This is a genomic window from Arthrobacter sp. NicSoilC5, assembly GCF_019977395.1.
In the GTDB taxonomy this organism is placed as follows: domain Bacteria; phylum Actinomycetota; class Actinomycetes; order Actinomycetales; family Micrococcaceae; genus Arthrobacter.
The window spans coordinates 3,332,540-3,356,879 of record NZ_AP024660.1 but is presented as its reverse complement, the minus strand read 5'-3'; the positions used below and the strand labels follow the sequence as shown (position 1 = coordinate 3,356,879).

The 24,340-nt window shown below is 66.2% G+C and carries 20 protein-coding genes; 6 read left to right on the top strand and 14 right to left on the bottom strand.

Annotated features, from left to right (window positions below; translation table 11 throughout):
- Positions 1 to 11: 11 nt before the first annotated feature.
- Entirely contained in the window at positions 12 to 1,220 is a 1,209-nt protein-coding gene (locus LDO22_RS15735) for an aspartate transaminase (protein WP_224024437.1), read from the bottom strand.
- A 327-nt stretch (positions 1,221 to 1,547) separates the two neighbouring features.
- Here LDO22_RS15735 and LDO22_RS15730 point away from each other — a divergent pair, with 327 nt between their 5' ends.
- From LDO22_RS15730 to LDO22_RS15715, 4 genes are all read left to right on the top strand, one after another.
- Positions 1,548 to 2,111, top strand: a complete 564-nt coding sequence (locus tag LDO22_RS15730; protein ID WP_224024435.1) for a hypothetical protein — start codon at positions 1,548 to 1,550, stop codon at positions 2,109 to 2,111.
- A gap of 244 nt (positions 2,112 to 2,355) precedes the next feature.
- On the top strand, positions 2,356 to 3,735 hold the full coding sequence (locus LDO22_RS15725; RefSeq protein ID WP_159633976.1) for an MFS transporter: 1,380 nt from the start codon (positions 2,356 to 2,358) through the stop codon (positions 3,733 to 3,735).
- A gap of 238 nt (positions 3,736 to 3,973) precedes the next feature.
- Positions 3,974 to 4,273 (top strand): DUF4193 domain-containing protein, encoded by a 300-nt coding sequence (locus LDO22_RS15720; protein WP_018772148.1) that lies wholly within the window; start codon positions 3,974 to 3,976, stop codon positions 4,271 to 4,273.
- Positions 4,274 to 4,400: 127 nt separating this feature from the next.
- The gene (locus tag LDO22_RS15715) at positions 4,401 to 5,471 is read left to right on the top strand and encodes a quercetin 2,3-dioxygenase (protein ID WP_224024433.1); all 1,071 of its coding nucleotides are present in this window, start codon (positions 4,401 to 4,403) and stop codon (positions 5,469 to 5,471) included.
- A gap of 155 nt (positions 5,472 to 5,626) precedes the next feature.
- Here the strand turns inward: LDO22_RS15715 and LDO22_RS15710 are convergent, their stop codons facing one another.
- From LDO22_RS15710 to LDO22_RS15695, 4 genes are read right to left on the bottom strand one after another with little or no spacing between them, the layout of a single operon-like run.
- A complete protein-coding gene (locus LDO22_RS15710) occupies positions 5,627 to 6,862 on the bottom strand; it encodes a DUF3500 domain-containing protein (protein WP_224024431.1) in 1,236 nt (411 codons plus the stop codon).
- Positions 6,840 to 8,606, bottom strand: coding sequence for an FAD-dependent monooxygenase (locus LDO22_RS15705; RefSeq protein ID WP_224024429.1), 1,767 nt, complete (start codon positions 8,604 to 8,606; stop codon positions 6,840 to 6,842). Before LDO22_RS15705 ends, LDO22_RS15710 begins: the two co-directional genes overlap by 23 nt.
- Positions 8,606 to 9,487, bottom strand: a complete 882-nt coding sequence (locus LDO22_RS15700; RefSeq protein ID WP_224024427.1) for a fumarylacetoacetate hydrolase family protein — start codon at positions 9,485 to 9,487, stop codon at positions 8,606 to 8,608. The genes LDO22_RS15705 and LDO22_RS15700 overlap by 1 nt, the downstream gene beginning before the upstream one ends.
- A gap of 58 nt (positions 9,488 to 9,545) precedes the next feature.
- The gene (locus LDO22_RS15695; protein ID WP_224024425.1) at positions 9,546 to 10,415 is read right to left on the bottom strand and encodes an alpha/beta hydrolase; all 870 of its coding nucleotides are present in this window, start codon (positions 10,413 to 10,415) and stop codon (positions 9,546 to 9,548) included.
- A gap of 244 nt (positions 10,416 to 10,659) precedes the next feature.
- Between LDO22_RS15695 and LDO22_RS15690 the strand changes: the two genes are divergently transcribed.
- On the top strand, positions 10,660 to 11,415 hold the full coding sequence (locus LDO22_RS15690) for a MerR family transcriptional regulator (protein WP_224024422.1): 756 nt from the start codon (positions 10,660 to 10,662) through the stop codon (positions 11,413 to 11,415).
- A 21-nt stretch (positions 11,416 to 11,436) separates the two neighbouring features.
- Here LDO22_RS15690 and LDO22_RS15685 read toward each other — a convergent pair whose 3' ends face one another.
- The 5 genes from LDO22_RS15685 to LDO22_RS15665 form a co-directional block, all read right to left on the bottom strand.
- Positions 11,437 to 11,919: a hypothetical protein gene (locus LDO22_RS15685; RefSeq protein WP_224024420.1), complete on the bottom strand. Its 483-nt coding sequence runs from the start codon at positions 11,917 to 11,919 to the stop codon at positions 11,437 to 11,439.
- Positions 11,916 to 14,381 (bottom strand): nitrate reductase, encoded by a 2,466-nt coding sequence (locus LDO22_RS15680; protein ID WP_224024418.1) that lies wholly within the window; start codon positions 14,379 to 14,381, stop codon positions 11,916 to 11,918. Before LDO22_RS15680 ends, LDO22_RS15685 begins: the two co-directional genes overlap by 4 nt.
- Positions 14,382 to 14,476: 95 nt before the next feature.
- Positions 14,477 to 15,475, bottom strand: coding sequence for a bile acid:sodium symporter family protein (locus LDO22_RS15675; RefSeq protein WP_224024416.1), 999 nt, complete (start codon positions 15,473 to 15,475; stop codon positions 14,477 to 14,479).
- 257 nt (positions 15,476 to 15,732) lie between these two features.
- Positions 15,733 to 17,130 (bottom strand): MFS transporter, encoded by a 1,398-nt coding sequence (locus LDO22_RS15670; protein WP_224024414.1) that lies wholly within the window; start codon positions 17,128 to 17,130, stop codon positions 15,733 to 15,735.
- Positions 17,131 to 17,246: 116 nt separating this feature from the next.
- Positions 17,247 to 18,182 carry a dihydrodipicolinate synthase family protein gene (locus LDO22_RS15665; RefSeq protein ID WP_159634005.1) on the bottom strand — a complete coding sequence of 312 codons (936 nt, stop codon included), beginning with the start codon at positions 18,180 to 18,182 and terminating at the stop codon, positions 17,247 to 17,249.
- A 166-nt stretch (positions 18,183 to 18,348) separates the two neighbouring features.
- Here LDO22_RS15665 and LDO22_RS15660 point away from each other — a divergent pair, with 166 nt between their 5' ends.
- A complete protein-coding gene (locus tag LDO22_RS15660; RefSeq protein WP_224024412.1) occupies positions 18,349 to 19,374 on the top strand; it encodes a LacI family DNA-binding transcriptional regulator in 1,026 nt (341 codons plus the stop codon).
- 224 nt (positions 19,375 to 19,598) lie between these two features.
- On the opposite strand, the gene menE is transcribed toward LDO22_RS15660, so the two are convergent.
- The 4 genes from menE to LDO22_RS15640 form a co-directional block, all read right to left on the bottom strand.
- On the bottom strand, positions 19,599 to 21,161 hold the full coding sequence (menE, locus tag LDO22_RS15655; protein WP_224024410.1) for an o-succinylbenzoate--CoA ligase: 1,563 nt from the start codon (positions 21,159 to 21,161) through the stop codon (positions 19,599 to 19,601).
- A 7-nt stretch (positions 21,162 to 21,168) separates the two neighbouring features.
- Positions 21,169 to 22,494: an MFS transporter gene (locus LDO22_RS15650; protein WP_224024408.1), complete on the bottom strand. Its 1,326-nt coding sequence runs from the start codon at positions 22,492 to 22,494 to the stop codon at positions 21,169 to 21,171.
- A 107-nt stretch (positions 22,495 to 22,601) separates the two neighbouring features.
- Positions 22,602 to 23,057: a MaoC family dehydratase gene (locus tag LDO22_RS15645; RefSeq protein WP_224024406.1), complete on the bottom strand. Its 456-nt coding sequence runs from the start codon at positions 23,055 to 23,057 to the stop codon at positions 22,602 to 22,604.
- A gap of 52 nt (positions 23,058 to 23,109) precedes the next feature.
- Positions 23,110 to 24,339: an acyl-CoA dehydrogenase family protein gene (locus tag LDO22_RS15640; RefSeq protein ID WP_224024404.1), complete on the bottom strand. Its 1,230-nt coding sequence runs from the start codon at positions 24,337 to 24,339 to the stop codon at positions 23,110 to 23,112.
- Position 24,340 lies beyond the last annotated feature (1 nt).

Genomic DNA, 24,340 nt, shown 5'->3' with positions numbered 1-24,340 from the left:
TAATGGTTGGGTCAGGCAAGAGCCGTGACGGCCTTTTCGATGGCAGCGATGGATTCCTCGATCACCGGCAGCCCGGTGGCATAGGAAATCCGGAAGTAGGGGCTCAGCCCGTACGCCGACCCCTGGATGACGGCAACAGAGGCCGCCTCCAGCAGGTACAGCGTGAAATCCTCGTCGTTGGTGATCTTCCTGCCATCTGGCGTCGTCTTGCCGATGACCCCGGCGCAGTTGACGTACGCGTAAAAGGCGCCATCCGGCGTCGCGCACTCCAGGCCCTTGACCGCGTTCAGCCCGGCGACTGCCGCATCACGCCGTTCGCGGTACACCTCCACGCTGTCGCGGACGAATGCCTGGTCTCCGCCGAGTGCCTCGGCGGCGGCGGCCTGGCTGATGGAGGACGGGCAGGAGGACATCTGGGACTGCAGCTTGTTGATGGCAGCCACCAGGGGCGCCGGCCCTCCGGCGTAACCCAGCCGCCATCCGGTCATCGCGTAGGCCTTGGAGACCCCGTTGGTGACCAGCACACGGTCCTTAAGCTCAGGGGCAACGGCCACCAGACTGGTGATGGGCTCTTCGCCGAAGTGGATCTCGTCGTAGATCTCATCAGTGAGGACGTAGACGGCAGGATGCTCCTTGAGGACGGCGGCCAGGCCTGCCAGTTCTTCGCGGGAGTACACCGCCCCTGTGGGGTTGGAGGGCGTATTGAGAATAACCCACTTGGCGCGCTCCGTCAGTGCCCCTGCCAGCGCCTCAGGGGTGAGTTTGAAACCGGCGTCCTCACCACAGGAAACGATGACGGGGGTGCCTTCGTTGGCGAGCACCATGTCCGGGTAGGAGACCCAGTACGGTGCGGGAATGACAACCTCGTCGCCTGCATCGAGTGTGGCCATGAACGCGGTGAAGATGACCTGCTTCCCGCCCCCTCCGATGGTGATCTCGCCCGGCGCGTACTGCTGGCCGGTTTTGCGATGCAGCGTCTGCAGGATGGCCTTTTGCAGTTCGGGCGTCCCGGTGACCGATGTGTACTTGGTTTCACCACGGCCGATGGCTGCGATGGCAGCGTCCTTGATGTGCTGGGGCGTGTCGAAATCCGGCTCGCCGACCGTCAGGTCCAGGATCCGGCGGCCCTCGGCCTTGAGCTCCCGGACACGGGCCGCCGCGGCAACGCTGGGTGAGGATTTGATACGGGTTACGCGTGATGCGGGCACGAATTCAGGCATGGTCTCTTCCAGGCTTCCGGTGCGGATGAGGGTTGTTCAATCGAGCCTAGGGAAGGAGCCGCCCTCTTGGATAAGACCTAAAGTGCGTGGACAGATAAGCAGCCCTTATGACGGAGCAGCCAAAACTTTCGCCTATTGCTCCACGCACTTTCGGTATTGCCTTACCGGATTGCCGGCGGCGTAACCTGCAGGGTGGATAACGGGCCTACTGAAGGCCAAGCGCCGCCGCGACGCCTTCCATGCCAGCGTCCCGAACCGCGGGAGAGGTACGCCTGCTGGCAGGAAGCCACGCGGGCATGGAAACACCAACTAAGACAAGGAGCAGAGGTGCCCGGCAGACAGATTCAGGAACGGATACCTCCGCGAACAGCCGGCACCGGGACAGGCGGGGCCGGCGTAGCAGCGTACCGGTACCGGGGCGTCCCGAAGCCAGACCCCGCCACGGCCCGCGCCCAACAAGCCCTGGCCATGCTGGCCCAGCTGCGGACGACCCTCGCACTTCGGTCCAGCAGGGTACGTGCCCTCACCGCCGAGCTGGGTGATTGCCTTGCCCAGGCCGTGTGCGACGGCGTGAAGATTTCCGCCGTCGCGAAGGCCGCCGGCCAGCCTGCCGCCAGTATCCGGTCTGCCACGCTGGCACGCGGCGGGCTGTACCCCTCCGGCCAAACCCGAAGCGGTCATCTTCACCTCATCGCGGGATTGGCTTCGGAGCTGGCGGCAGCCGAAGGCGCCCGGAGTGATGCGGAACAACAACGAACGCAGGTACTGGCCCTGGCCAGGAAATCCCGGCTCCTGGACGACTACCAACTTGCCGGGGCAAGCGGCCTGAAGTCCGACGAAATCCGCAAAATGACCAGGGGCGTCGGCTTGCGTGCGGCCCATACGCAATGACCGTCCCGGGTCTCCGGTTCTTCGGCTTTAAGCCATAACAAATCGCTATGTAGGTACATAAAAGAGGACTTTGTGTGACCCACACCGCAAACGTTAACTTGATGTCTGGGGCCGGTCCGCAAAGCCGTAAACACGGCTTGCGAGAGAGCTCACAGCAGGACCAGCCGGATATTCCACTCAAGATCTCTTTCCGAGAGCCCAGGTATAGCGGCAACCGGTGTTCACCATCATTCACGGAGACGAAATGACAGAAACCACACTTCCCAGGAAGACCCCGGTCAGGGCCGCAATCGCGGCCTGGATCGGTACGACGTTGGAGTACTACGACTTCGCGGTGTATGGCACCTCGTCGGCGTTGGTTCTGAACGTGCTCTTCTTTTCACCCGAGCTGCCCCAGGGCCTCAGCGTGCTGCTCGCCATGATCACCTTCGCGGTCGGCTACGCGGTACGCCCGCTCGGCTCCCTCATCCTGGGGCCGCTGGGCGATCGCCGCGGCCGCAAGTTCGTCATGATGATCACACTGTTCGGCATCGGCGGCTGCACCTTCCTGATCGGGTGCCTGCCCACCTACGCCCAGATCGGTCCTCTTGCTCCGATCTTGCTCGTGCTGATCCGCGTCATCCAGGGACTGTGCCTTTCCGGCGAGCAGCCCAGTGCCATCACCATGAGCCTGGAGCATGCCTCCGAGGGCCGGCGCGGGTTCCTCGCGAGCTTCACCACCTTGGGTTCCTCCTCAGGCACGCTGCTCACCCTGCTGGTCTTCATCCCGATCGCCGCTATGCCCTCGGATCAGTTGCTGAGCTGGGGCTGGCGGCTGCCGTTCTGGGCCTCCGCCCTCGTGGTGGTCGCTGCTTACCTGATCCGCCGCCACGTCCAGGAGCCGCCCGAGTTCGTAAAGGCCCAGGCCGCCAAAGCGAACGTTGCCCCTCTCCGGCATCTTCTGCGCTTCCACTGGCGTGCAGTGCTGCGGATCGTATTCTGTGCCCTCATCGCGGGCACCAGCTACATGATGCAGACCTTCTCGGTAGCCTTCGGGACCGCCGGGTACAAGCTGGATAAGCCAACCATGCTCCTGACGACCACAGTCTCGGCCGTGATCGCCCTCGGAATCACGCCCCTGGCGGGATTCCTTGTGGACAAGATCGGCCGCAAAACGATGTTCCTTATTGCAACGGGCGGCGTAGGCGTCACTATGGTGCCCTACCTGTGGTCGATCACCACCGGCAACTGGTCGCTGATCTTCCTGTTTGGCATCATCAACTACTCCCTCTTCTACTCAATGGTGAACGCGTCCTGGCCGTCGTTCTTCGCGGAGATGTTCCCCGGCCGGCTGCGCGTCTCCGGGCTCGCCCTTGGCACCCAGATCGGCTTCGCCATCTCGGGCGTCATCGGCCCCGTTCTCTCGACAGCACTCGCTGGCCCCGACCTGAAAGATTGGGTCGGACCATCCATGGTCGCTCTCGGGTTCATGGTCCTGGCAGGAATCTCAGCCCTCACCGCTAAGGAAACCAAAAAGTACACCCTCAAGGAGCTCGACGAGGTGCAGCAGAGCGAGCAGGAAACGTCTGTCCTCACGGCCGCGGCCATGTCCCCAAGCACAGCTGCCCGCGGCCTCGCTGGTTAGCCCGAAAAGCAGAGGTGACAGGTCATCGCCCCCTGAGATGATCGCGTACTAGCTGTACGGGCCACAACGTTGATTCCGTTGTGAACAAGTGAAGACCTCTTAGTGACGGCAGCAACACAGCCAACAACTAAGAGGTCTTCACTTTGCGCACGGGCAGGGAATTAGTTGCGCCCATCCGGCGTTGTCGATCTGTCCAGAACAATCTGGACATCAGCAGCTGGACAGGAGAACACACCACATGTCAGTTGACTACGACGCTCCGCGGGTGACTCCCGAGGAAGAGCCGAACGTCGCCTTGGAGGAGCTGAAGTCCGACAAGTCCGGCCGCCGGGAGGCCGCTCCCGACATGGACGAAACGGACCTCGCGGACAGCTTCGAGCTGCCCGGCGCCGACCTCTCCAACGAGGAACTCCTCATCCAGGTGGTCCCGGTGCAGGCAGACGAATTCACGTGCATGTCCTGCTTCCTGGTGCATCACCGCAGCCAGTTGGCCCGTGAGAAGGACGGCAAGAAGTACTGCAAGGAATGTGAGGGGTAGCAGGGGGACGATGGCCAGCCACGTTCTGATTTCAACTAATGGAATCAGGGCTCGTGGCCGGGGCGTGGGACAGCCATGATGTAGGTCACGCTCCGGCAAGGGCCGGCCGACTGGAAAGAAGGAAACCATGTCCCTCAGCGTTGAGGAAATGAACAAGCAGCTCCCGGTGGCCAACGCGCTGCCCGGCGAGGCGGTCCCGTATTACATGGCGTCGGGCGAAGGCGCACGCTACGAGATCAACGGCCAGCTGGTCACGGTCATCGCCCGCGCCGCCGACACCGGGGGCATCTTCAGCGCTGCCTACATCTCCGGCGGCATGGGCGCTGAGTCGCCGTTCGTCAGCCACAAAGTGGAGCACAAGACGCTCTACGTTTTCGACGGGATCCTGCATGTCTGGCTGCCGGGCGAGAGCCGCATCCTCACCCCCGGCGACTCCGTGGTCATTCCGCCCAACACGCCGCACGCGTACCGGATGGCCAGCCACTACACCCGCTTCCTGAACTGGATGACGCCCGGCGGCGGCGAGGCCTACTACGAGCGGGTGGGCACACCCATCGATTCGCACGTCCCGCCGGTGCGCCCCGGTCACAAGGCCAGCCTGCAGGAGCAGGCAGAGGTGGGCGCCGAGTTTGGCATCACGTTCCCTGACGTTGAGCGTGTGGCGCCGTCGTTCAAGCACGACGCCGGGCTGCCGCCCACGCAGAGCCCCTACTTCCTCAGTGCCGGCGAGGGTGAGCGCCTGGTCAGCTACCAGACCATGTTCACCTACCTGTCCCGGCCTGCCAACACCGGTTCCAACTACTTCGCCGTGCACACCAAAGGCGCCAAAACCCCCTACATCCCGCTGCACTTCCACTCCCAGCACACGGAGAACTTCCTCTGCACCGAGGGCCGGATGTGGCTCTACGCCAACGGCCGCGAGATGCTCCTGACCAAGGGCGACTTCGTGCACGCCCCCGCCGGGACCATCCACTCGTTCGCGCTCGATGCCCACAACACCCAGATGGTGGGCTTCCTGACCCCGTCGGTGTTCAACGGCTTCTTCGAGTACTTCAACGAACCTACCGAGGACTACATGTACACCGAGGGCGGCGAGCCCTACATGGACATGGAGGGCTTCGGGCGCGCCCAGGCTGAGATGGACCTGACCGTCGTCGGCCCGCCGCCGCAGCGCCGCGCAGCGCTGGACATCCCCTAAACCAATCCACCACAGAAGGCCCGGACTTCCGAGAGGAAATCCGGGCCTTCTGGTTTTTAAAACCCATCGATTGCTGAGTAACTGCCGTTATGGCGCTCCAAAACGGCAGTTACTCAGCAATCGATGGTGGGAGGGTGGGTGAGTGGGTGGGTGGGTCAGCGGGTGGCTTGCCTGACGAGTTCGCGGCCGTAGTCGTTGCCGTTGGGGGTGCGGACCACGGTGTGCATGTGGAACGGGGCGGGCTGGTCGTTGCTGAGGAAGACGCCGGTGTGGTGGTCCAGTTCCAGAACCACCACAGGGCTCTGCACCCGGAAGTAGAACGCTTCCTCCCCTTCCCAGCCGCCGATCCAGCTGAAGAATGTTTCACCGTAGTGTTCCTGGATTTCCCGGCGGCGGGCGGCACGGGGACCGTCCGGCAGGTAGGCGATGAAGTCCTCCACCACGGCGTCGAGCAGTTCCCGGGTTCCGGGCGGCATGTCGGTGACCGGGATGCCCTCGTACGGGATCACCCGGTTGTCCTGGAAGCAGCCGCCCAGGTGCCGTTCGTCGCCCGGGTGGAGGCGGCCTTCGGGCATGGCCGGGTCCACCATCTCCGCATAAACAACAGCGCGGTCCCGCAGGTCCGCAGGCAGGGCGGCCATCAGCTGCCGGGCCAGGGCGATGCGCTCCTTGAACACTTTGACGCCCTGATGTGGGCCGGCGTCGATCATGTCCGGCTCGGCGCCCATGAACACCGGCGAGACCACCAGCTGCGTCCCGGCCACCAGGCAGTTCAGCGCCGCGTGGTGGCCAAACAGCTGCCACCCCCACGGCTGCGTCTCGGAAGGCTCCCCATACAGGGCGAAGTTGTAGCTGAACTCGTTCATGAGCAGCGGCAGCTCCACCAGGTCACCCAGGAAGCCGTTGATCCGCATCAGGTTCCGCACCAGCTCAAACCCGGCCGGGCTCAGCGAAGCCTCCACCACGCCGAGCACCGCATCCCGCACGGGACCGGCAACCTCGTCCAGGCGGAGCCCCGTGTCGTGCTGCATGAATTCGGGGTTGGCCCAGCTCTGCCATTCCGGCACGTCCACGGCGTAGCAGAGCTTCCCGGCCTGGTCCGCGGTGACCGTGCCCATCAGCTTCCGCGCCGCAGCCACCATGTCCGCGGTGGGCGCTTCCTCCCCGGGCCGGGCAGGTGCCAGCGGGTAGAGGCCCTCCCGGCGGACGCCGTCGCTGGTGATGCCCGTGAATGGCTGCGGATAGAGCTTCCGCCAGCCCTCGATCATGGGGCCGGCGAACGCATCGGCCTTGGCGGCCTCGGCGTATTCGCGGGCATCCAGTCCGCGGATGTCCGCCACGCGGGGGTGGTCCGGGGTAAAGAGGAAATCACGGAATGATGACGTCGACACGGGCGCTCCTGGTCTCGATGGAAGGTGCAGGTTCTTCAGGACGTGCGGGAGGGAAAGCGGTCGCCCAGCCCGCGGCGGCGGACAGCGCGGCGGCGGCCTCCACCGGGGAGTTGCCGCGCCAGGCCACGTGCTGGTCGGGACGGACCAGCAGTGCAGTGGCGCCCCACAGGTCCGCAAGGTGCGTTCCGTCGTCGGAAGGCCCGACGGCGGCCACGGTCACCGGGATGCCCTGCCGGGCACCGGCGGCCATGACCGGTTCGAAAACTTCGGCGGGGTCCACCCCGCCCAGCGATCCGGCGTCGGCCAGCAACGTGAAACCCGCACCAAGGGCGCTGTACAGGGACCGGGAATCCGCCAGCCAGGCGTGCGGCAGCAGGGCCCCCGGAGCAGCGGACGGAATGTACCGGATGGGGTCCTCGTCGGGGAGGGCAGAACCGTCCGGCAGCACCACGGGCGAGCCGCCGTACGCGTAGCCCAGCACCAAGCCGAGGGAGTCGAACTCGCTCTGTTTCACGGCAAGTGCCCGGTGCGCAGCCCCGCGGGCGGCATCCCCCGCACGGCCGGCCGCAACCAGGTCCGGGTCTGCGAAGTGGTAGGCCAGGGCCTTGCCGTTGGTGGCGGCGTCGCGGATGGTGCGCGCAGCCACCGGCCGGCGTTCCGCCCCGTAGCTGGCGAGGAGTCCGGGCCCGGCCCAGCCGTTGATCGTGGCGGCGAGCTTCCAGGCCAGGTTGGCGGCGTCGCCGATGCAGGTGTTGAAACCGTGGCCGCCCCAGGGCGGGTTGAGGTGCGCCGCGTCCCCCACCAGGAAGACGTTGCCGCGGCTGTATTCGGGAGCCAGCAGCATCCGTGCCGTCCAGGGGTCGGTGGCCACCACCTCGATGTCCACGTCCGAGCCCACCAGGGAGCGGACCATCGCGGCCGCGTCCCCGGCAGTGACCGTCACGGACGGATCCACGCCCTGGACGATGGCCCACCACGTGCCGTCGCGGTCCATGGGTCCCACCATGCCGGAGGTCTCCGAGCCCACCACCCAGTACTGCACGGCCGGATCCACAGAGACAGCGGACGCCAGCGATTTCGAGCGGAAGAGGATGCTGATGTTGGACAGCTCGGCGGAGCCGCCTTCCAGCCGCAGTCCCAGGCTGCGGCGCACCGCGGAGGACCCGCCGTCGGCCCCGATGACGTACTCCGCGGCGATGGTGCGTTCGGCACCTTCGGGATCCCCAACGACGACGGCGCAGGGTGCCGTGGCGGCCCCGCCTTCAGGGGCACTCACGCCAGTGACGGTGCACCCGGCCAGGAACGTCACCAGCGGGTGGCTGTCGACGGCGGCCCGGAGCACCTCCTCGAGGACGGGCTGCGGTACCTGCTGGCCGCACTCCGGCTGCGGCCCGTACCGGCCGGGAACCAGCTGGAAAGCATTGCGGAACCGGCGCAGCTCATGGGCCGAAGGGCCGGTGAGGCCGGTGCAGAAGATGACGTCCTGGGCGTATTCCACCGGCAGCGGCGCGGCGTCCCGGAGAACCTCGGCGAGGCCCAGCCGGCGCAGGTGCGTCATGGTGCGGGCGTTGGTGGTCTTGGCACGCGGCCGGGTGTGGTCCAGCGCTGTCCGCGGTTCGATGACGGTGCTGGGCACCCCGCGGGAGGCGAGGTCCAGTGCCAGGAAGAGTCCGCTGGGGCCGCCGCCGGCGATCAGGACCCGAACCTCCGCCGGGAGGTCAGCCGCGGTAGGGAAGGCGCTCATCAGGCACGGCTCCGAAGGGAAATGTCGCCCACCGGCGTGGTCAGGATGCCCAGCTTCTCAATCTCCACTTCCACGGTATCGCCGGGCTGCAGCAGCCACTGCGGGGTGCGGGCGTAGCCCACGCCACCGGGGGTGCCGGTGGCGATGACGTCACCCGGGTGCAGGGTGAAGGTTTCGCTGATCAGCGAAATGATGGCCGGGACAGAGAAAATCATGTCCCGGGTGTTGCCGTTCTGGGCTTCGATCCCATTGACGCGGGTGCGGACCTGCAACCCGTCGCGCAGGTCGCCCACCTCGTCGCGGCTCACCACTGGACCCAGGGGGCCGCTGAAATCGCCGTTCTTCCCCAGGGTCCACTGCGAAGTGAGCTTCTGGGCCCTGCGGCTGGTGATGTCGTTGAATGTGGAGTAGCCAAAGACGGCATCCGCGGCGGTGTCCTCGTCGGCGGACTCCACCCGGCGGCCGATGTAAGCGGCAACTTCGCCTTCCCAGTCCAGCCCTGCCTCACCCGTCGGGACGGGGACGGGCACGTTGCCCACGGACAGGGAAGCTGTCCACCGGGCGAACAGCGTGGGGTACGGCGGGAGTTCCTGGTCCTTGAAGCTGCCCTCGGCAACGTGCGCCTTGTAGTTCAGCCCCACGCAGATCACCCGCGCGGAGGCGGGGACCAGCGGCACCTCGGTGACGCTGCCGCGTTCCAGCCAGCCCTCGCCGTCGGACGCTTCAGCGTGTGCCGCGCCGGCAACCAGGGCTGCCGCCTTGTCCTGCCAGCCCTCGGCGTCGGCCCAGAAATCGTCGGCCGGCGTGAGCGGGAGGACACGGGAGCCGGCGAGCGCCGCTGCCCAGGGTCCGCCGTGGTGAGTGATGCCGATGAACTGCATGGGAGGCCTTTCGGTCTGGTCCGGGGTGCGGGTATTGCCCCGGCATGGTGGTGGGAAATCAGTGCTGTTCCGACTGGCGGCGGAGGAAATCGATGGTGGCGGCAACGGCCTGTTCCGCGGCACCGCTGTTGCCGTCCGGGCTGGCCCACATGTGGTCCGCGCCCTCCAGCAGGAGGAGTTCGACGGCGTTGCCAGCGTCTTCCAGCGCCCCGGCCAGCGAGGCGGACTGCTCCACCGGGACGAAGCGGTCCGCGGTTCCATGGATGAGGAGGAAAGGCGGGGCGCCTGCGTGGACGTAGCTGAGGGGGCTTGCGGCCGTGGCCTTGTCCGGGGCGTCGGCCGGCTGCGCGCCGATCAGCAGTGCTTCGCGGGATCCGGGATCATCCGCCCGGGCCACGGCATCCGGACGTGCCTGTCCACCCATCCTGAGCAGGTCCGTGGGCGGGTACCAGGCCACGACGCCGGCAACCCGGTCGTCGTCCGGCGCGTCGATGCCGGCATGGACCGGGAAATCCGCGGTCAGGCCCAGGAGGCTGGCCAGGTGGCCGCCGGCCGAATCGCCCCAGGCGTAGATGCGGTGCGGGTCCACGCCGTATTCGGCCGCGTGGGTGCGGAGCCAGCGGACAGCTGCCTTGGCGTCCAGCAGCTGGGCCGGGAACGTGGCAACCGTGCTGAGCCGGTAGTCCGCCGAGGCCACGACGAACCCGGCATCGGCCAGCTGCTCGATGGGGCTGAGTCCGAAACCGTCAACAGCGGGGCCAAGCGAAGACCGCTCCCCCGTCCGCCAGCCGCCGCCGTGGAAGTGGACCACCGCCGGCCGGCCGCCCTGGCGCGTTGCTCCCGCGGGCAGGTAGAGGTCCAGCAGCAGCGGCTCCGCGTTCTGTGGCCGGGCGAACTCGATCCCCTTGAGGATCCGCCGTCCCGTCATCGTTGACTCCATGTGTAGCGCGCCGTTTCTGTGCTGTGTGTTGAAGCGTTGGTGAACCGCTCAATGGGCTGGGCGGGGCCCGCAACGGGCCCCTCGTTCCTGGACTCAACTCTGTGCCATGGGCCGTCCTGCACGCCGCCCCAGTTTCACTGAATGAAACTGGTTCGCTCCACGCAGGATGTTGGCCGGTGTCGCGTGCGCCGGGGTTGAACCTGACGCGGCGTCAGGTCCTACGGTGGGCGGTATGGAGCAACCGGAAGAACCCCGCTGGAGCATCGGCGAACTGGCCTCGGCCACGGGAGTCACCGTCAGGGCGCTGCACCACTACGACAGCATCGGGCTGCTCCACGCCAGCGGCCGGACCGCCGCCGGCCACCGCCGCTACACGGAACCTGACCTGCGGCGGCTGTACAGCATCCGGACCCTGCGCAGCCTGGGCGTGCCGCTCGCCGAGATCGCACCGGTGCTGGACCAGGGGGGCGCGGATGCGGAGTCCCTGCAAAGACTGCTGCTAAGGCAGCTCGATGCCTTGGACCAGCAGGCCCTGCAGCTGCAACAGCTCCAGCAGACCATCCGCGAGCTGCTGGCACGCCTCAGCGGACACGGGCACGCCGGGCCCGGCGATTTCATGACTGTTTTGGAAAGGATGACCATGTTCGAGAACTACTTCACCGGGGACCAGCGCCGGGAGCTCGAGGAGCAGCGTGCCCGGTTGGGGCAGGAGGCAACGGACCAGTCACGGACTGAGTGGGCGGGGCTGGTGGAGGAGGGACTGCAGCAGGTGGACGGCGGTGTCCCCGCCGCCAGCTCCGAGGCCCGGGAGCTGGTGCGCCGCTGGGATGAGCTGGGCTCGCGTTTCCACAGCGGCGAGGGCACCAAGGAAGCCGCCCGCACCATGTGGAACGAGAACAGCAACGAGTTGAGCCAAGCCCTGCCGTGGACGGCGGAGCAGATGCGGGCCCTGGTGGCGCACCTCCAGGCGGCCCGGGAGGCGCGCTGAGGGTTCCCTGCTCGCCTGCGCTTAGCTGACCAGGATCTGGGTGGCGGATTCCTTGAGCTTGCCGTTGGCCCACTTCATCTGGCGGATGGTCTGCGGGTGGCACTTCTCCGCCAGGGCCAGGAGGTTCTTGTCCTTCATCCCCTGGGCGGCCTGGGCCAGCAGCTCCCAGTCGGCGGAGACGCCGCATGCCTTCAGGTAGAGCTCGCGGAGGTCGCGCAGCAGCATCATCCCGGTTTCGGGGCGCCGGCCCATCATCTCGCTGCCCTTCTCCCGGATGGTTTCCATCAGCCCTGCCTCGCCGCGGGGCTCCGGGTCCAGGTCCTGGCCGTAGTTCTTGGCGATGTCCGCGATGTCCCGGACGTGCTGCTGCGACCAGCGCGCCAGGTCCCGGGCCAGGTGGTAGATCTCGTGGTCCACCTTGTGCCGCTCGGAGATGACCAGCAGGTGGTGCGCCAGGTCGTTTTCGGAGCGGTGCATTTCCTCCAGTACCAGCCCGAATTTCATCGTGCCCCTCCTGCCGCGTCCATGGATTCATCCGCCAGCGCGCTCAAAATTCCCTTGGTCCTGGCCCCTTCGGCGAATTCCCCGGCGGGGGCCGACGCCGTGGTGGTGGGCGCCGGAGAGGGCCCGTCACCGCCGGAAATACGGGTAATGCGGGCTGCCGCGGTCTTGAAGATGGGCTGCTTGGACGCCGCATCCCAGTCGGTGATGGTCAGTTCATTCGCAGCCCTGCCGGGCCCGTCCGGCTGGTGTCCGCCCTTCGTGTCCCAATAGCCGTAATGGAAGGGCAGGAACAGGACCCCGTTGCGGATGCCGCTGATCCGCACCCTGGCACGGACGGCCCCGCGGGGCGTCTCCACCTCCGCAAGGTCGCCTTCGGCAATCCCGTACGCGCCGGCGTCGTCCGCTGACAACTCCACCCACACGTCAGGCGCGGCGGCCTGCAGCTCCGGGGTCCGCCCCGTCTTGGTGCGGGTGTGGAACTGGTAGAGCGTGCGGCCGGTGATGAGCTGGAACGGGAAGTCCTGGCTGGGCAGTTCGTGCGGCGGCATGTATTCGGCGGCCTTGATGATGGCCTTGCCCTCCGGGTTGAGCGCCTTGTACTCCGTGGGGTCCACGGGCGCGCCGGTGATGAGGTCGCGGCCGTAGGTCTCGCAGTACTCCGGGTGCGCCCAGAACTTCCCGTCAGCATAGATCCGTTCTGTGCCGTCCGGGTTCTCTTCATTGCAGGGCCATTGGATGCCTGAGCCGCCGCGGAGTTTGTCGTAAGTGATGCCGGTGTAGTCGCAGGGCCGGCCGCGGGTGCATTCCTTCCAGGCTTCGAAGGCCGACTCGGGATCGTGCCACTTGATCAGCGGCCGGCCGTCCTTGTCCTGCAGTCCCATGCGGTGCGCGTAGTCGATGAAGATCTCCAGGTCCGGCCTGGCCTCGCCCGGCGGGTCCACGGCCCTCTCGGCGAGGTGCACGGTACGGTCCGCGTTGGTGAAGGTGCCGGTCTTTTCGCCCCAGGTGGCGGCGGGAAGCACCACGTCGGCCAGCTGGGCGGTCTCGGACAGGAAGATGTCCTGCACCACCAGGAACAGGCGGTCCTGTTCCAGGATGCCGCGGATGCGTGCCAGCTCGGGCAGCGAGACGGCAGGGTTGGTGCCGCTGACCCACAGCATCCGGATGGAACCGTCCTCCGCGTACCGCATCATCTGCATGACGTGCGTGGGCGGGGAGTAGTGCGGGATGGACATGGGATCGATGTTCCAGACCCGGGCCAGGTCCTGGATGTGCGCATCGTTGGACCAGTTCCGGAAGGCGGCAAGGTCGCCGTCGGCCCCGCATTCGCGGGTGTTCTCGGCGGTGGGCTGGCCGTTCATCTGCAGGATGCCGCAGCCGGGCTTGCCCAGCATGCCGCGGATGATGTTGACGTTGTTCACCTGGACGGCAGCCGCAGTGGCCTGGTTGGACTGGTAGAAGCCCTGCAGCACCGTGGACAGCAGACGCTCCGCGTGGCCGACGATGCCGGCCGCCTCGGTGATCTGCTCCGCCGGGACGCCGCAGATTTCCGCCACGAGGGCCGGCGGGTAGTTCCTGACCTCTTTTTCGAGCTCCGGGTACCCCACGGTGTGCGCCTCGATGTACTCCCGGTCCACCCAGCCGTTGGTGATGATCTCGTGCAGGATGCCGTTCATCAGGGCCACATTGGTGCCGGGCCGCGGCGCCAGGTGCACGGTGGCTGCCCTGGCCACGGGCGTCATGCGCGGGTCTACGCAGATGATCTTGGGCGGGTTGGGGCCGGCCAGCCGGTCCAGCATCCGGGTCCAGAGGACGGTCTGGGTTTCGGCCACGTTGTGCCCGTACAGGGCGATCACATCGGCGTGGTCCACGTCCGTGTAGGAGCCGGGCTGCCCATCACAGCCAAAGGATTCCTTCAGGGCCTCCCCCGCCGTCGCCGTGCACAGCCGGGTGTTGCCGTCCACGTGGTTGGTGCCGATGCCGCCGTGGGCCAGCGTGCCCAGGGTGTAGTACTCCTCGGAGAAGAGCTGGCCGGTGGTGTAGAAGCCAAGGGCGCTGGCGCCCTGTTCCGCGAGCAGCGCCTTGGACTTGTCCACGATGCGCTGCATGGCGGTGTCCCAGTCCGTTTCCACCAGCTTTCCACTCTCGCGGATGAGGGGCTTGGTGAGCCGGTCCGGGGAGGCGTTCGCCTGCCAGCCGTAGAGGTCCTTCGGGCCCAGGCGGCCGTGGTTGACCCGGTCCACGGCCCGTCCCCGCACGCCGACGATTCTGTGGTCCTTGACGGCGATGTCCATGGCGTCGCCGTTGGAGTGCAGGAGCGAGGCCGTCTGGACCCACCGGTCCACGTCCTCCGGAGCCACTCCTTCGGCCAGGTGGGTGTCCACCCGGACGGGCCAGTCACCGCCGGTGCCGTACGGCGTACGTGTCCCCCATGGTTCAGCTATCCGGTCAACCCGAGCCATCTGTCCATCTCCTTACAGGAACTGGCGGACAGCGTCGAAACGGCGCTGTCCTTACCGGAGCCTGTACCCGGAATGGCTGGCTGCTAACGGGCCCCTTAGGCTTGTTTGTCCCGCAGCGGGCGCCGGGCGAGCCAGGCGGCCACGATGGCGCCGGAGATGTTGTGCCACAGCGAGAAGACCGCGGACGGCAGTGCAGCCAGCGGGGTGAAGTGGGCGGTGGCCAGCGTCGCCGCCAGGCCGGAGTTCTGCATGCCCACTTCGAACGCAAGGGCGCGGCGGGCTTTGTCGTCCAGGCGGCCCAGCTTGCCGGCCAGGTAGCCAAGGCCCAGCCCGAACCCGTTGTGCAGCACCACGGCGAGGAACACGATGGCCCCGGCCTCAATGATCTTGTTGGCGCTGCCGGCCACCACGATGGCCACGATCAGGGAGATCACGACGGCGGACGCCCACGGCAGCGCGGGCAGCACCTTGGCGACGAGCTTCTTGAGGAAGACCCGGGCGAGGAGGCCGGCCACCACCGGCAGCAGCACGGTCTTGACGATGTCCAGGACCATGCCGGCGGCATCGATCTGCAGGTACGAGCCGGCCAGGAACAGGACCAGCAGCGGGGTGACGATCGGTGCGATCAGGGTGGAGACGGAGGCCACCGCCACGGAGAGGGCAACATCGCCCTTGGCCAGGAAGGCCATGACGTTCGAGGCCGTGCCGGAGGGTGCGCAGCCCACCAGGATTACGCCGACGGCCAGTTCGGGCGGGAGGTTCAGGGCGCCCGCGATCAGCCAGCCGGCGCCGGGCATGATGATGTAGTGCGCCACGATCCCCAGGGCCACAGCCCACGGCCGCTTGGCCACCGCGGCGAAGTCCGGCGGGGTGAGGGTCAGGCCCATGCAGAACATGATGATGCCCAGCAGGTAGGGCACGCTGGGGGCCATGGGCTTGAAGACCCCGGGGAGCAGGAAACCGAGGATGCCGGCAACGACCACCAGGATGGGGAACACCGTCACCGCGATGCGGGCGATTTTGCTTTCCGCTTCGAGCGCGGGGTTGACGGGCGTCCCGTCCGGGGACTTCTGGGGTTTAGTTGCCTCAAGCATCCAATAATGGTGGCACTGTCCTATAGGATTCCGCCAATTGATGACCGTGAGCGGTAACAAGGCCGGGGCCCCCACGGCAATGCGCCTTTGAGGTCGACGCCTTGCCCGCCGAAGCGCAGCGAGTGTCCTCACGACGGCACACCTGGGATCTGGGCGGAACGGGAAGCGATGGTCCGAGGGTAGTCCTTGACTGGCAACGGCAGCGCCACGGACCGGAGCTGGTTCGTGGCGCTGCCATTGAGGCGGGTGCTGGGGAGTTAGGGCGAGAGTTCCTCGAGGACCCGGCCTTTGGTTTCGATGGCGAAGAAGATAGTCACCAGGCCGCCTATCAGGGCAACGGCTGCGAAGACGGTGAACACCAGGCTGATTCCGTAGTTGTCCACGATCCAGCCGACCAGGATGGGGCCGATGGCGGAGCCTGCCCGGAGCCAGGCGCTGCCGAAGCCCGTGCCGATGGCGCGGAGCCGGGTCGGGTACAGCTCGGCGGAGTAGAGGTAGAGCGAGAAGGAGATGGTCTGCAGGATGGCGTAGGCGATGCTGGCGAATACTACGACCTGTGTCGCCGACACGGCGCCGAGGGCTGTGAGGATGACAAGAGGGACGGTCGCGGCCAGGAAGGCGAATGTGTACCAACGTTTACGGCCTACGCGGTCGATGAGCAGCGCGCAGAGGACGGAGGCCACAACACCGACAGCGGACGTGACCCAGCCGTAGGCGAGGCTGGTTTGCAGGGGAAGATTGAAGGTTTGCTTGTAGAGCGTCGGCAGCCAGGTGACCAGGCCGTTGTTGACCATGTATACGCAGATCCAGAGCATCCAGATCATGAAGGTGCGCTTTTTGTATATCCCGGAGAACAGTTCACGCCAGTCGGTACGGGCCGTGGCCTTGGGGTCAACGGGCCGAACCACGGGTTCGGAGAGTGCATGTCCTGCCTTGACCGCTTCCTTTTCGAGCATTGAGACGACAGTCTCGGCCTTGTGGACGTGACCCCTGGATGCCAGCCAGCGCGGTGATTCAGGCATAAGCCAGCGCATGGGGATTGTGAGCAGGGCAGGCACGATGCCGACGATGAACATGGCTTTCCAGCCCACGACAGGGACCAGGAAGTATCCGGCGATGCCGGCAAACATCAGGCCGACCGGGAAGATTACCTCGTATAGGAGGAAGAACCTGCCACGCTTCCTGGCACCGACGAATTCGTTGATGTAGGCACTGGCGACCGGTACTTCGCCGCCAGTGCCGATGCCCTGGATAAAGCGGAAGATGATCATGGACGTGGCGCCCCACGCGAAGAGGCAGGCGATGTCCATGGAGACGAAGAGCAGGATCGTAAAGAGCAGGACGGGCAGTCGGCCGATTCTTTCGGCGAGGTGTCCAAAGAAGAGGGACCCGAAGATCTGGCCGACGTACCCTGCGGAGAGGATCATGCCGATTTCCCCGGCATTCAGGTGCCATTCCGAGGACAGTTGGGGCATCGCGAAGGCGATTGCCAGGACGGTGTAGGCGTCGAAGAACGTGGCTGACCCGATGACCACGCGGATCACGGTCAGCCGTCGCGTGAGCGGGAGCCGTTCGAGGCGGGCTACCAGCTCTGCATTGATCCTGGCGGCATTGGCGCCGCCGGCCATAGTTTTAGTGTTGTTCGGCTCGCGCATGGCGAGTCCTCCTTCTCCAGCAGCGATGCTGGGGTCCTCATTGACCAAGAGTGGAGATGGCTAAAGCCTAGGGGAGGATGGCGGGAGTTGCTCCCGCCATCCTCAGGATCCGTCGATCAGGCGTTGACGGTGACCTTGCCGATGTTCGCGGCAGCGAAGGCTTCCGCGATTTCGGTTTCGGCGCCCTGGGGGAGGGGCAGGAGCGGGGTGCGCACTGTCGCGTGGTCCAGGATGCCGCGGTTCACGAGGCCCCACTTCAGGGCGACCGTGCCTTCCATGTGGGAGCCGCGGTGGTAAACGTTCTTCGTTACCGGGAGCAGCCGCTCATGGATTGCGTGGGCTCGCGGGTAGTCCTGCGCCTTGCCGGCTTCGATCAGTTCGACGAGCAGTTCGGGGGCGATGTTGCCGTAGCCCACGAGCAGGCCGTCGACATCGAACATGGTCGGCAGCAGGTATTCGTCGTGGCAGGACAGGATCTGCAGTTCGGGGTACGCGGCGCGCAGCGCGGGGATCTCGGTGTACCACCGGCGCATGTTCCGGACACCGTTCTTCGTGGCGAAGACTCCCTCCTGGCCGGCGATCTCCAGCTGGGTTTCGAGGTCGTAGCTTGCCTTGGTGTTGTCGGGGTACTGAAACAGGATCAGCGGCAGACCGGATTCGTCGTAAATCTCCTGATAGCGCGACTGGGGTGCGCCCTTCTGGTAGCCGAAGCGCAGCCACCCGTGCGAGGGGTAGACGAGACCAGCTGACGCCCCGGCATCGACGGCCTTTCTGGCTTCGAGGGCCGCTGTCTTATTGCCCTCCTTCGTGATGCCCGCTACAACCGGTACCCGGCCGTCGGTCGATGCTACGAACGCGCGGATCACGTCCAGCTGCTCCTCTTCGGTGAGGAACGTCCCTTCGCCGGCGTGCCCCAGAACGACGAGGCTCTTCACGCCCTCAATCGATCCGAGCCACGAACCCAGGCGCTGGATTGCAGCGAAGTCGACGGCGCCATCTTCGGTGAACGGGGTGACAGGTGCGGGGTTGAGTCCGCGGAGATCGAGTGCCATTGCAGCTACCTTCTTGTCTTCTTTGATGGTCGGTAGTCCCGCTATGATGAAAACGTTTGCGGGAACGTTTTCAAGTTTGCACGTGTCGCAGCTCACTGTCAAGAGAACGTTTGCAAGAAGGAGGAATAGAGTGGCTGTAACACCCTTGCTGAAGAGGAGAACCGCGATGGAACGTCCCGCCCCCGCAGGGATTGTCACGCTCAAGGATGTCGCGGCTGCCAGTGGCGTGAGCATCTCGACCGCCAGCCGCGCACTGGATGAACGCACCACCTCCAGATCCGCGTCGGCAGCCCATGTCCGGAAGATCGCGGAAGAACTCGGGTACCGCCGGAACTCTTTTGCTTCAAGTTTGCGGCGTGGTGAGACCCGCACCCTTGGTGTCCTTGTCCCGCGTTTGAGCGACACGGTTATGGCACTGATGTTCGAAGAACTCGAAAAGGCAGCGTCATCCCGGGGCTACTTTGCGATGGTCGCCACCAGCGGAGATGACCCCGTGGATGAACGCAGCGCGGCCGAAACACTCCTCGATAGAAACGTCGATGGGTTGATTCTCGCCACGGCGCGGCTCGATGACGAGCTCCCCCGACTGCTGCGTGAGCGCCGTGTAGCGCATGCGCTGGTGCTCCGAACTGACGGCATCAGTCCCTCTGCGCTCGGAGACGACGAGGTCGGCGGCTACCTCGCCACACGTCACCTTATCGACCTGGGCCATCGCAACATTGCTGTCGTTACCGGCCCCGCTTTCACCTCCACCGGAACCGCACGCTTGGCGGGAGCACGCAGAGCACTGAATGAGGCAGGCATCCAGCCGCGCGAAGAATGGCTTATCGCTGCCGGGTACGGCATCGAGAATGGCTACACGGCCGGCGAAACGCTCCTCGCAGGAACACCGCAATCCCGCCCGACAGCCATCTTCGCCGCCAATGACAACATCGCCATGGGTGTCATGGCCGCAGCCCACCGCAACGGGATCAGCATCCCCGACCATCTGGCATTGGTCGGATACAACGACACGCCACTGTCCGCCCGGCTGCCGACGCCCCTAAGCTCGGTGCACGTTCCCCTGGACCAGATAGCAGCCACCGCCATCGACCTCATCGTCAACCCAGGCATCGAACCACTCATCCGCCGGTCCATGCCCACTCTCATCCCACGCCAATCCAGCGGAGCGCCCCAGCGCACCGGTACGTGAAACAGCACCCTATGCCGCCCCTGGGGTTGCCTGGATTGCGAAGTCGTTGACATCCACGGAAGCTCCGCTGTTGTCGAAATCGAGGTGGCGCGCTTCCTTCCACCGCAGTCTCGGTGTCACTGTCCAAACGGGCGCCCGTGGACGTGCCGCCTGACAGGGCTCATCGCCTCTTAAGACAATCGCCCGCCCCGGAAACCGAGGCGGGCAGCTGTATGTCCCTGACGTCAGAACTGCTTGCGGAGCTCCATCTTGCGGATCTTGCCGCTGGCGGTGCGCGGCATGTCCTCCACCACCACCAATGACTTGGGGATCTTGTAGCGGGCGAGCCTGCCGTCGAGGAAGCTGCGCAGCTGCTCCGCGGTCAGCGATTCCCCTTCGCGCAGGGTCACGATCGCCTGCGGGACCTCGCCCCATTTGTCATCCGGGACGCCGATGACGGCCACGCTGCCCACGGCACCGTGCTCGGAAATGACCGCCTCCACCTCCGCCGGGTAGATGTTCTCCCCGCCGGAGATGATCATGTCCTTGAGCCGGTCCGAGACGAACAGGAAGCCTTCCTGGTCCCGGTAGCCCATGTCCCCCGAGCGGAACCAGGCCCCGTCCGCGTAGCTGGCGGCGGTGGCCTCCGGCCGGTTCCAGTACTCCTTGATCACGTTGGGGCCGGAGATCTGGATTTCCCCCACCTCGCCAGGGGCCACCGTGCCGCCCATGGGATCGGCGATCCGCAGGTCGGTAAAGAAGTGCGGCAGGCCAGCTGAACCGGCTTTCTCCCTGGACCGGTCGACGGGCAGCATGGTGACGCCGGGGGCGGTTTCGGTCATGCCGTAGCAGCTGGTGAAACCGATGCCCCGGTTCTCGTACGCGTCCAGGACCCGGCGCGGAATGGCGGAGCCGCCGCAGGTCAGCTTGTCCAGGGAGCTGAGGTCCGCAGTTGCCCATCCGGGATCTTCGCAGAGCAGCTGGAACGTGGTGGGCACCCCGTTGAGGGTGGTCACCTTGTGCTTCCGGACCAGGTCCAGGACCCTGGCGGGATCGAACTTGGCCTCAAGGACCACGGTGGCACCCTTGAGGAGCATCGGCAGCAGCCCCATGTCCAGGGACGCCACGTGGAACAGCGGCGAGATCATCAGCGCCACGTCGTTGCGGTTCAGGTCCATGTCCACGATGGTGTTGATGCAGTTCCAGGTGATGTTCCCGTGCGTCAGCAGGGCACCCTTGGGCTTGCCCGTGGTCCCGGAGGTGTACAGGATCATGGCGCCGTCGTCATGGCCCACGGGCACGTCGGGGTGTTCAGGGGCAGCTGCCTGCAGCGCCTCCCCGTACTGTTCTACCGTGACGGAGTGTCCGACGGCGGCGGGTGACGTGGCGGCGGAAGGTTCCGTCCCGCCGTCGGCCGCGACGACCAGGCGGTGGGTCACCGCCGTCCTTTCCACCGCGGCCGATGCAGACGCCTCCAGGGCGTCGGCGCTGACCAGGAGCCGGGCTCCAGAATCCTGGAGCTGGAACTGCAGCTCGGGCGGTGCGAGCCGGGTGTTGAGCGGCACGAAGATGGCACCGAGGAGGCCGCAGGCGAAGAAGGATTCCACGAAGGAGGGGTGGTTATCGCCCAGGTAGGCCACCCGGTCCCCTTTGCCCACTCCCCTGACCCGGAGCGCGTTGGCCAGGCGGTCGGTCCGCTCGGCAAGCTCCTCGTAGCTCAGGGTGCCCGCTGCTGACAGCAGGGCCGTCTTGGTGCCCGACTTGCGGCGGCGGCGCTGCAGCCAGGAGCCAACTCCGTTGTTGTCCATGGTTCTCCTAACGGACCGTGGTGAGGTCGTTGTTCTTAGATTCCCGCGTCAGGGCGATGAAGACAATCGAGACCAGCGCCATGACGGACAGGAACACCACTACCGGGAGGATGTTCTGGCCGGAGTCCTTGTAGAGTCCGGCGATGATGCCCGGGGTGAAGCCGGCGCCGATGAGCGTGGCCAGCTGGTAGCCCACCGCGGCGCCGGTGTAGCGGGACGTGGTGCCGAACTGTTCGGACACGAATGCCGCCAGCGGCCCGTAGAGGGAGGAGTGGAGGATCAGCGCCACCGTGAAGGCCACGAACACCAGGCCCACATTGCCCGAGCCGAGCATCCCGAACATCGGGAAGAGGTAGGCGATGAACAGGGCCAGGCCGGCGATCATTACGGGGCGGCGGCCGAACCGGTCCGACAGGCGGCCGCCCAGGAGGACGAAGACGATGGAGATGGCCGAGGCGCCGGCGAAGGCGTAGAGCACGCCCTGCTGCGGTGCGCCCTTGGACACGGCGTATGTGACCGAGAACGTGGGCAGCACCACCTGCAGGCCGAACCCTGCAGCGCCGGCGAACATGATCATGATCAGCGCCTTGGGCCGGCGGAGCACGTCCAGCAGCGGGATCATGCGCTTGGCGCCCTGTGCTTCTTCCTTGGCCACGGCCTCGGCGAAGATGGGGCTTTCGGAGACCCGGAGGCGGACGAACATGCCAACGATCAGGAGCACGAAAGACAGCAGGAACGGCACGCGCCAGCCCCAGGCCAGGAAGGCGTCCTGCGGCAGGGCCGAGAAGGCGCCCATCACCAGGGTGCCCAGCACGGCGCCGGTGGGGGCGCCGGCGTTGACGAACGACGCCGCGAAGCCGCGCCGTTTCGGGTCCGAGTGCTCCAGCGCCATGAGCGCGGCGCCGCCCCACTCACCGCCGACGGCGATGCCCTGGCAGACCCGCAGCAGCACCAGGATGACCGCGCCCCACGGTCCGATCACGCCGGCGCCCGGAATCACGCCGATGAGGGTGGAGGCAATGCCCATCATGGCCATGGAGATGATGAGCATCCCCTTGCGGCCCACCTTGTCACCGAAGTGGCCGAAGATCACTCCACCCAGCGGCCTGGCCACGTATCCGGCGGCGAAGGTGGCGTAGGCGGCGACGACGCCCACCCATTCGTCCGTGCCGGCGAAGAAGACCTTGGGGAAGGCCACTGCTGCCGCTGTGGCGTAGAGCAGGAAGTCGTAGAACTCGATGGTGCTGCCCAGATAGCTGGACAGGATGACCGTACGCGCTTCCTTGCGCTTGGCGGCCGTGCCCGCGGGTGCGAGCGTGGTGTGTCCGGACATGGCTGTTCCTAATGACGGAGGAATGTGGGGGTTTTTGGGGTTGCCTGAGGCGGCGGCGCCGGAGCGTACCGCCTGGGGTGGGAACTGTTGTTCCTTTTAGGAGCGGGCTACTTGTAGAAGCGGGCCAGGAATTCGGCGACGACGGCCGGGCGTTCCTGGCCTTCGATCTCGATGGTGGCGTTGACCTTGATCTGGGCGCCGCCCTTGACCTCGGCCACGTCGGCGATGGTGGCCTGCATGCGGACCTTGGAGCCCACCTTCACGGGAGAGGTGAAACGGACCTTGTCCAGGCCGTAGTTCACCTTGGTGGTGACGCCTTCGACGTCGAACAGCTCGCCCCAGAACGGGATGATCAGGGACAGCGTGAGGAAGCCGTGGGCGATCGGGGCGCCGAACGGGCCGTCCTTGGCGCGCTCGGGGTCCGTGTGGATCCACTGCTGGTCGTCGGTGGCGTCCGCGAACTGGTTGATCTGGTCCTGGGTGATCTGGCGGTAGTCGGTGGTGCCGAGGTCCTTGCCGGACAGGGTGAGCAGGGTGTCGAAATCGACGACGAGATTGGGCATCGTTGCCTCCTGGGCTGGTGTGTGGGTTTTGAGATTTGGGGATGAAGGGGCTTTAGCGGGTGAAGGCGCTCTCGCCGGTGAGGGCGCGGCCGATGATGAGGGCGTTGATCTCGTGGGTGCCTTCGTAGGAGTAGACGGCTTCGGCGTCGGCGTGGAAACGCGCGACGTCGGTTGCCAGGGTGATGCCGTTGCCGCCCACCACTTCGCGGGCCAGGGCTACGGTGTCGCGCATGAACAGGGACGTCTGCATCTTGGCCAGGGCGGAGTCCTGGTCGCGGTAGATGCCTTTGGCCTGCTGTTCCGTAAGCCTGACCACCAGGGACAGGCTCGCGGTGATGTTGCCGAGCATGCGGGCCAGTTTTTCCTGGACCAGCTGGAAGGAACCCAGGGTGCGTCCGAACTGACGGCGTTCGTTGACGTAGGCGAGGGCGGCTTCGAAGGCGCCGGCGGCGATGCCGGTGGCGATCCAGGCGACGTCCGAGCGCATGGCCCGGAGCATCGCGGCTACGTCCTTGAAGGAGTTCACGTTGTGCAGCCGCATGGCATCGGGGACGCGGACACCGGTGAGGGTGATGTGGGCGTTCTGCATCATCCGCAGCGAGGTCTTGCCCTGGATTTTCTCCAGGGTGACGCCGCCGGCTGTGCGGTCCACGAGGAAGGCCTTGACCTGCCCGTCCGCGGTGTCCCGGGCGAATACTGCGAGGACGTCCGCGGTGGCTGCGCCGCCGATCCAGCGCTTGGCGCCGTCAAGGATCCAGCTGCCGTCGGCCTGCCGCCGGGCGGTGGTGGAGAGTCCGCCGGCGATGTCCGACCCGGACTCTGGTTCGGTCAGCGAGAACACGCCTTTGAGCGAGAAGTCGATGACCTTGGGCATCCATTCGGCCTGCTGTTCCGGCGAGGCACCCACGCGGATGGCGGTGCGGAACAGGCCGGCCTGGGCGGTGTACCAGGTGGCCAGGGACGCGTCCGTGCGGGCCAGTTCGAAGATCCGGAAGCCCTGGTAGATGCCGCGGGCCGGGCTGTGTTCTGCACCCGCGGCGCCGGTGAGTTCGGCTGGTTCCATGAGGTCCAGGTCGATCAGCGGCCGGGCAAGTTGATCCGGAAACTCGCCGCGTTCCCAGTACTCGGCCAGGAGTGGCCTGGCTTCAGAATCGAGGAAAGTCCGCAGCCGGGACAGGACCTGGCGCTCTTCGGGTGTGAGGAGGGACTCGGCGTCGTACCAATCCGCTGTTTCATAAAGCCGGGCACCCAAGGCGGCATCCGCCGTCGTCAGCGTGTCCATT